This is a genomic window from Oleiagrimonas sp. (assembly GCF_027858935.1).
In the GTDB taxonomy this organism is placed as follows: Bacteria; Pseudomonadota; Gammaproteobacteria; order Xanthomonadales; family Rhodanobacteraceae; genus Oleiagrimonas.
This window is the reverse complement of sequence record NZ_JAQIBU010000267.1, coordinates 1-4221: the sequence shown is the minus strand read 5'-3', so window position 1 is coordinate 4221 and position 4221 is coordinate 1. Positions and strand designations below refer to the sequence as shown.

At 61.9% G+C, this 4221-nt stretch carries 4 protein-coding genes; 1 reads left to right on the top strand and 3 read right to left on the bottom strand.

Annotated elements, in window-relative coordinates; genetic code table 11:
- Positions 1-128: 128 nt before the first annotated feature.
- The 3 genes from fghA to PF446_RS10005 are packed head-to-tail and all read right to left on the bottom strand — an operon-like array spanning position 129 to position 2281.
- A complete protein-coding gene (fghA, locus tag PF446_RS10015) occupies positions 129-959 on the bottom strand; it encodes an S-formylglutathione hydrolase (protein WP_298071287.1) in 831 nt (276 codons plus the stop codon).
- Positions 956-2071, bottom strand: a complete 1116-nt coding sequence (locus PF446_RS10010; RefSeq protein ID WP_298071286.1) for an S-(hydroxymethyl)glutathione dehydrogenase/class III alcohol dehydrogenase — start codon at positions 2069-2071, stop codon at positions 956-958. The genes fghA and PF446_RS10010 overlap by 4 nt, the downstream gene beginning before the upstream one ends.
- A 54-nt stretch (positions 2072-2125) precedes the next feature.
- The gene (locus tag PF446_RS10005; protein ID WP_298071288.1) at positions 2126-2281 is read right to left on the bottom strand and encodes a hypothetical protein; all 156 of its coding nucleotides are present in this window, start codon (positions 2279-2281) and stop codon (positions 2126-2128) included.
- Between the two features lie 207 nt (positions 2282-2488).
- On the opposite strand from PF446_RS10005, the gene PF446_RS10000 reads away from it, so the two are divergent.
- The coding region (locus tag PF446_RS10000) for a trypsin-like peptidase domain-containing protein (protein ID WP_298071285.1) at positions 2489-4221 on the top strand (1733 nt) is incomplete at its 3' end.

The following is a 4221-nucleotide window of genomic DNA, read 5'->3' as shown; positions in this document are numbered from 1 at the left end:
CTGATTCCAGGCACGAAAGGCAAGCCTCTCCGCCCTCTCGTTCCCGAGGATGCCTCCCGAGGACCGCGAGGCCATCTTTAATTGCACGCGGGTAAAAGCAACGCTCCAGCAACGCCGGGTCATGCAATTCAGCGCTTCAGGGCCGCCGCATGGTGGGCCATGTGTTCGCCGATGAAGCTGGCGATGAAGTAGTAACTGTGGTCGTGGCCCGGCCGGATGCGCACATCACACGGGTGGTTCGCCGCCCTGCAGGCCTGTTCAAGCAACTGCGGCTGCAGCTGTTCATCCAAAAACGGATCGCCACCGCCCTGCTCGATGCGCAAGGGCAGCCGCTCTGACGCGCCTGCCACCAGCTCGCACGCATCCCAGGCCTTCCAGGATTCGCGATCGTTGCCCAGATACGCGCCAAAGGCCTTCTCGCCCCAGGGCACCCGCGACGGGGCGACGATCGGCGAGAACGCCGACACACTGCGGTACCGCCCCGGATTTTTCAACGCAATCACCAGCGCGCCGTGACCGCCCATGGAATGACCCGCAACCGACCGCGCATCGGAGGCAGGGAAGTGGCGCTCCACCCGCGCCGGAAGTTCCTCGACCACGTAGTCGTACATGCGATAGTGCTTCGCCCAGGGATCGCGCGTGGCGTTGAGGTAGAAGCCCGCACCCTGGCCCAGGTCGTAAGCCTCGTCGTCGGCCACGCCTTCACCTCGCGGGCTGGTGTCCGGTGCCACCAGGATCATGCCGTGCTCTGTCGCGTACTGCTGCGCGCCGGCCTTGGTGATGAAATTCTGCTCCGTGCAGGTCAGTCCCGACAACCAGTACAGCACCGGGCAGGGACCTTCGGCCGCCTGCGGTGGTAGATAGACACCGAACTGCATGGTGCAGCCCAGCGTCGCGGACTCGTGGGACCACACCTCCTGCATGCCGCCAAAACAGACGTGTTGCTCGACCCGCTTCATGGCTGGAAATGGATCACGGTGCGGATCGACTCCCCCGCATGCATCAGGTCAAAGGCTTCGTTGATCCTCTCCAGCGGCAGGTTGTGGGTGATGAACGGATCCAGATCGATCTCGCCACGCATGGCCTGCTCGACCATCCCCGGCAACTGGCTGCGACCCTTCACGCCGCCAAAGGCCGAGCCACGCCACACGCGTCCGGTGACCAGCTGGAACGGGCGCGTCGCGATTTCCTGGCCGGCGCCGGCCACGCCGATGATCACGCTCTCGCCCCATCCCTTGTGGCAGCATTCCAGCGCCGCGCGCATCACCTTGACGTTGCCGATGCACTCGAAGGAGAAATCCACGCCGCCATCGGTCATCTCCACGACGACCTCCTGGATCGGCTTGTCGTGATCGTTCGGGTTGACGAAGTCGGTGGCACCCATGGCGCTTGCCAGTTCGAACTTGTCTGGATTGGTGTCGATGGCCAGGATGCGTCCGGCCTTCGCCTGCACCGCGCCCTGGACCACCGCCAGTCCGATGCCGCCGAGACCGAAAACCGCCACGCTGTCCCCCTCTTGCACCTTGGCGGTGTTGTGTACCGCGCCGATTCCGGTGGTCACGCCGCAACCGAGCAGGCAGATCTTTTCCAGCGGCGCTTCGGGATCGACCTTGGCCAGCGAGATTTCGGCCACCACCGTGTATTCACTGAAAGTGCTGGTGCCCATGTAATGGTGAATCGGCTTGCCCTGGTAGGAAAAGCGCGTGCTGCCGTCCGGCATCAGGCCCTTGCCCTGGGTGGCGCGCACGGCCTGACACAGATTGGTCTTGCCGGAGGTACAGAATTTGCAGGTACCGCATTCGGCGGTGTAGAGGGGAATCACATGGTCGCCGGGCCTGACCGAGGTCACTCCCTCGCCGACCTCGACCACCACGCCGCCGCCCTCGTGTCCGAGCACGGCCGGAAACACGCCCTCTGGATCATCCCCCGAAAGAGTGTAGGCATCGGTATGGCACACGCCGGTGGCGTGGATCTTCACCAGCACTTCGCCGGCACGGGGCGGTTCGACGTCGATTTCGACGATCTCGAGCGGTTTGCCGGCCTCGAAAGCCACGGCGGCACGACTTTTCATGATCAGGACTCCTCGCAGGGGTTTGGTTGAAAATCACGCAGGTTACGGATGCGCTCAATCTGATCCACCGCCGCGCATCAGGCGCACCATGACCAGGCCGGCCACGATACCCAACGCAAGACCAATGCCGGCTCCCCAGAGCGCGCCGGCACGCCCGTCTGCGGCGTAGCCGATGCCGGTGCCCAACACGAAAAGCAGGATTAGAGGCAAACAACCCATGATTCGCTATACCCAATATGCGTGTACATGCATACAGGGTAGCAAGGCCGTCAACACGCACTGTGCATGGCTGACCCGATTGTGGCATGTTGCCAGCAGCATTCTGCCCGCCGTTCATGTCGGTGTGCGCGGATCGATAACACTCTCAGGGGAAGCACGACCATGCAGTCCTTCATGCGGTTGGATAATCATTCATGGATGACGTACTGCGTCGCCTGCATTCTGGCCCTGGTCGGCATCGGATTCGCCACGAACACGCACGCCGCCAGCATGGACGCGAAACTGCTGCCCAATGTGCAGGCGTCGACCTTCGAGGTGGTCGCGGCCAAGCCGACGCATGACCCGCTGCACTACGCGCGCAAGCTGCCGATGGACCTTCTGCCCTACCAGCAACGCACCGACAAGTACTACTCCATCGGCACGGCGTTTGCTTTGGGGCACAACCGCTACGTCACTGCCGGACATGTGCTGATGGTGGGCCTGGACAGCCTCTGGGGCCCGTTGGCGCTGCGCGACGCCAGTGGCCATGTCTACGCCATCGACAAGATCGAGAAGTTCTCGCTGCGCAAGGACTTCGTGATGTTTTCGCTCAAGAACCCGCCGCGAAAGGCCGCGTATCCGGTCAATACCGATCCCGAGCTCAATCAGGTGGTGTACGCGGTCGGCAACGCGCTGGGCACCGGGGTGGTGATCCGCGACGGCCTGTATACCTCCAACACACCCGAACAACAGTCCGGCAGCTGGAAGTGGATGCGCTTTTCCGCCGCCGCCTCGCCCGGCAACAGCGGCGGACCGCTGCTGGATGCAAACGGCCGAGTGGTCGGCGTGGTGCTGATGAAGTCCGCCAACGAGAATCTCAACTACGCGCTTCCAATTCGGCAGGTGCTGGATGCTCCGTCCGACCTGGCCATGATCGACCGGCGCGAGTCCTATGGGTTCGATGTGTTCGACACCACGCTGCACAATATCTTCAAGGGCAGCTTCAAGCTGCCCTTGAGCCCGAAGGCGTTCTTCGCCGCCTACGGCAAACTGCAACATGCTTACGCCGACCAGCAACTGAAAAAGCTGCTGGCATTCGAACCCGGGCGCATGTTTCCCCGTGGCGAAGGCTCGCACAAGCTGTTGCACTCGATCCCGACCCTCAGTGAAATGCCAAGCCTGGTGGTGCGCGACAGCAACGGCCAATGGGGACTGAACGGCAGCAACACACGCAAGATCAGCCTTTCCGACAATGGCTACATCGAGATCAACGCCTACAAGGGCAACGTATTGTTTCACCTGCGCAAGCCCGACTCGATCCATACTGCGCAGCTTTACAGCGATCCGAAACAGCTGATGGACCTGATCGCCCGGACCGGAAATCTCAAGCGCAATATCGGTAACGATCAAATCCGGATCACCTCCCTCGGCATGCCTTCAACCAATCTGATGCACACCGACAAGTGGCACCGGCACTGGCAGATACGGGTCTGGCCGATGGCCTACGCCAACACCAACGTACTGGTGATGACGCTTCCGGTACCTGATGGCTACAGTGGACTTCTGATGTTTGCGCCCGCCGCACAGACCCATGACTACCTGATCAACGCCGAGGCGTTGAGCGACTTCATGTACGTCACCTACAGCGGTCACCTGGCGCAATGGAAGACGTTTCTGGCCCAGCGCCGATTGCTTCCGGATGCATTCCGCCATATCCACATCGATTTCGACTACGGCAAGCATTTTGATTACGCCTCGCGACGCATCAACCTGTCCTGGACACCGAAACTGCAGAAAATCCAACCCGACAGCGTTCTCACGCTGGGCTTCAGTTTCTTCGAGGACGGGGACAAGGTGGTCTGGGACGTGGCCGACGTATGGGCCGCGCCCAATCCATATGACAGTGATGCCATCAACGTGGCGCGCTGGGTCCGCCCGTCCAGCGACATGGA

Bases quoted from the DNA above. Each gene is read 5' to 3' on its own strand.
- fghA (WP_298071287.1), bottom strand. From the start codon at position 959: ATGAAGCGGGTCGAGCAACACGTCTGTTTTGGCGGCATGCAGGAGGTG.
- PF446_RS10010 (WP_298071286.1), bottom strand. From the start codon at position 2,071: ATGAAAAGTCGTGCCGCCGTGGCTTTCGAGGCCGGCAAACCGCTCGAG.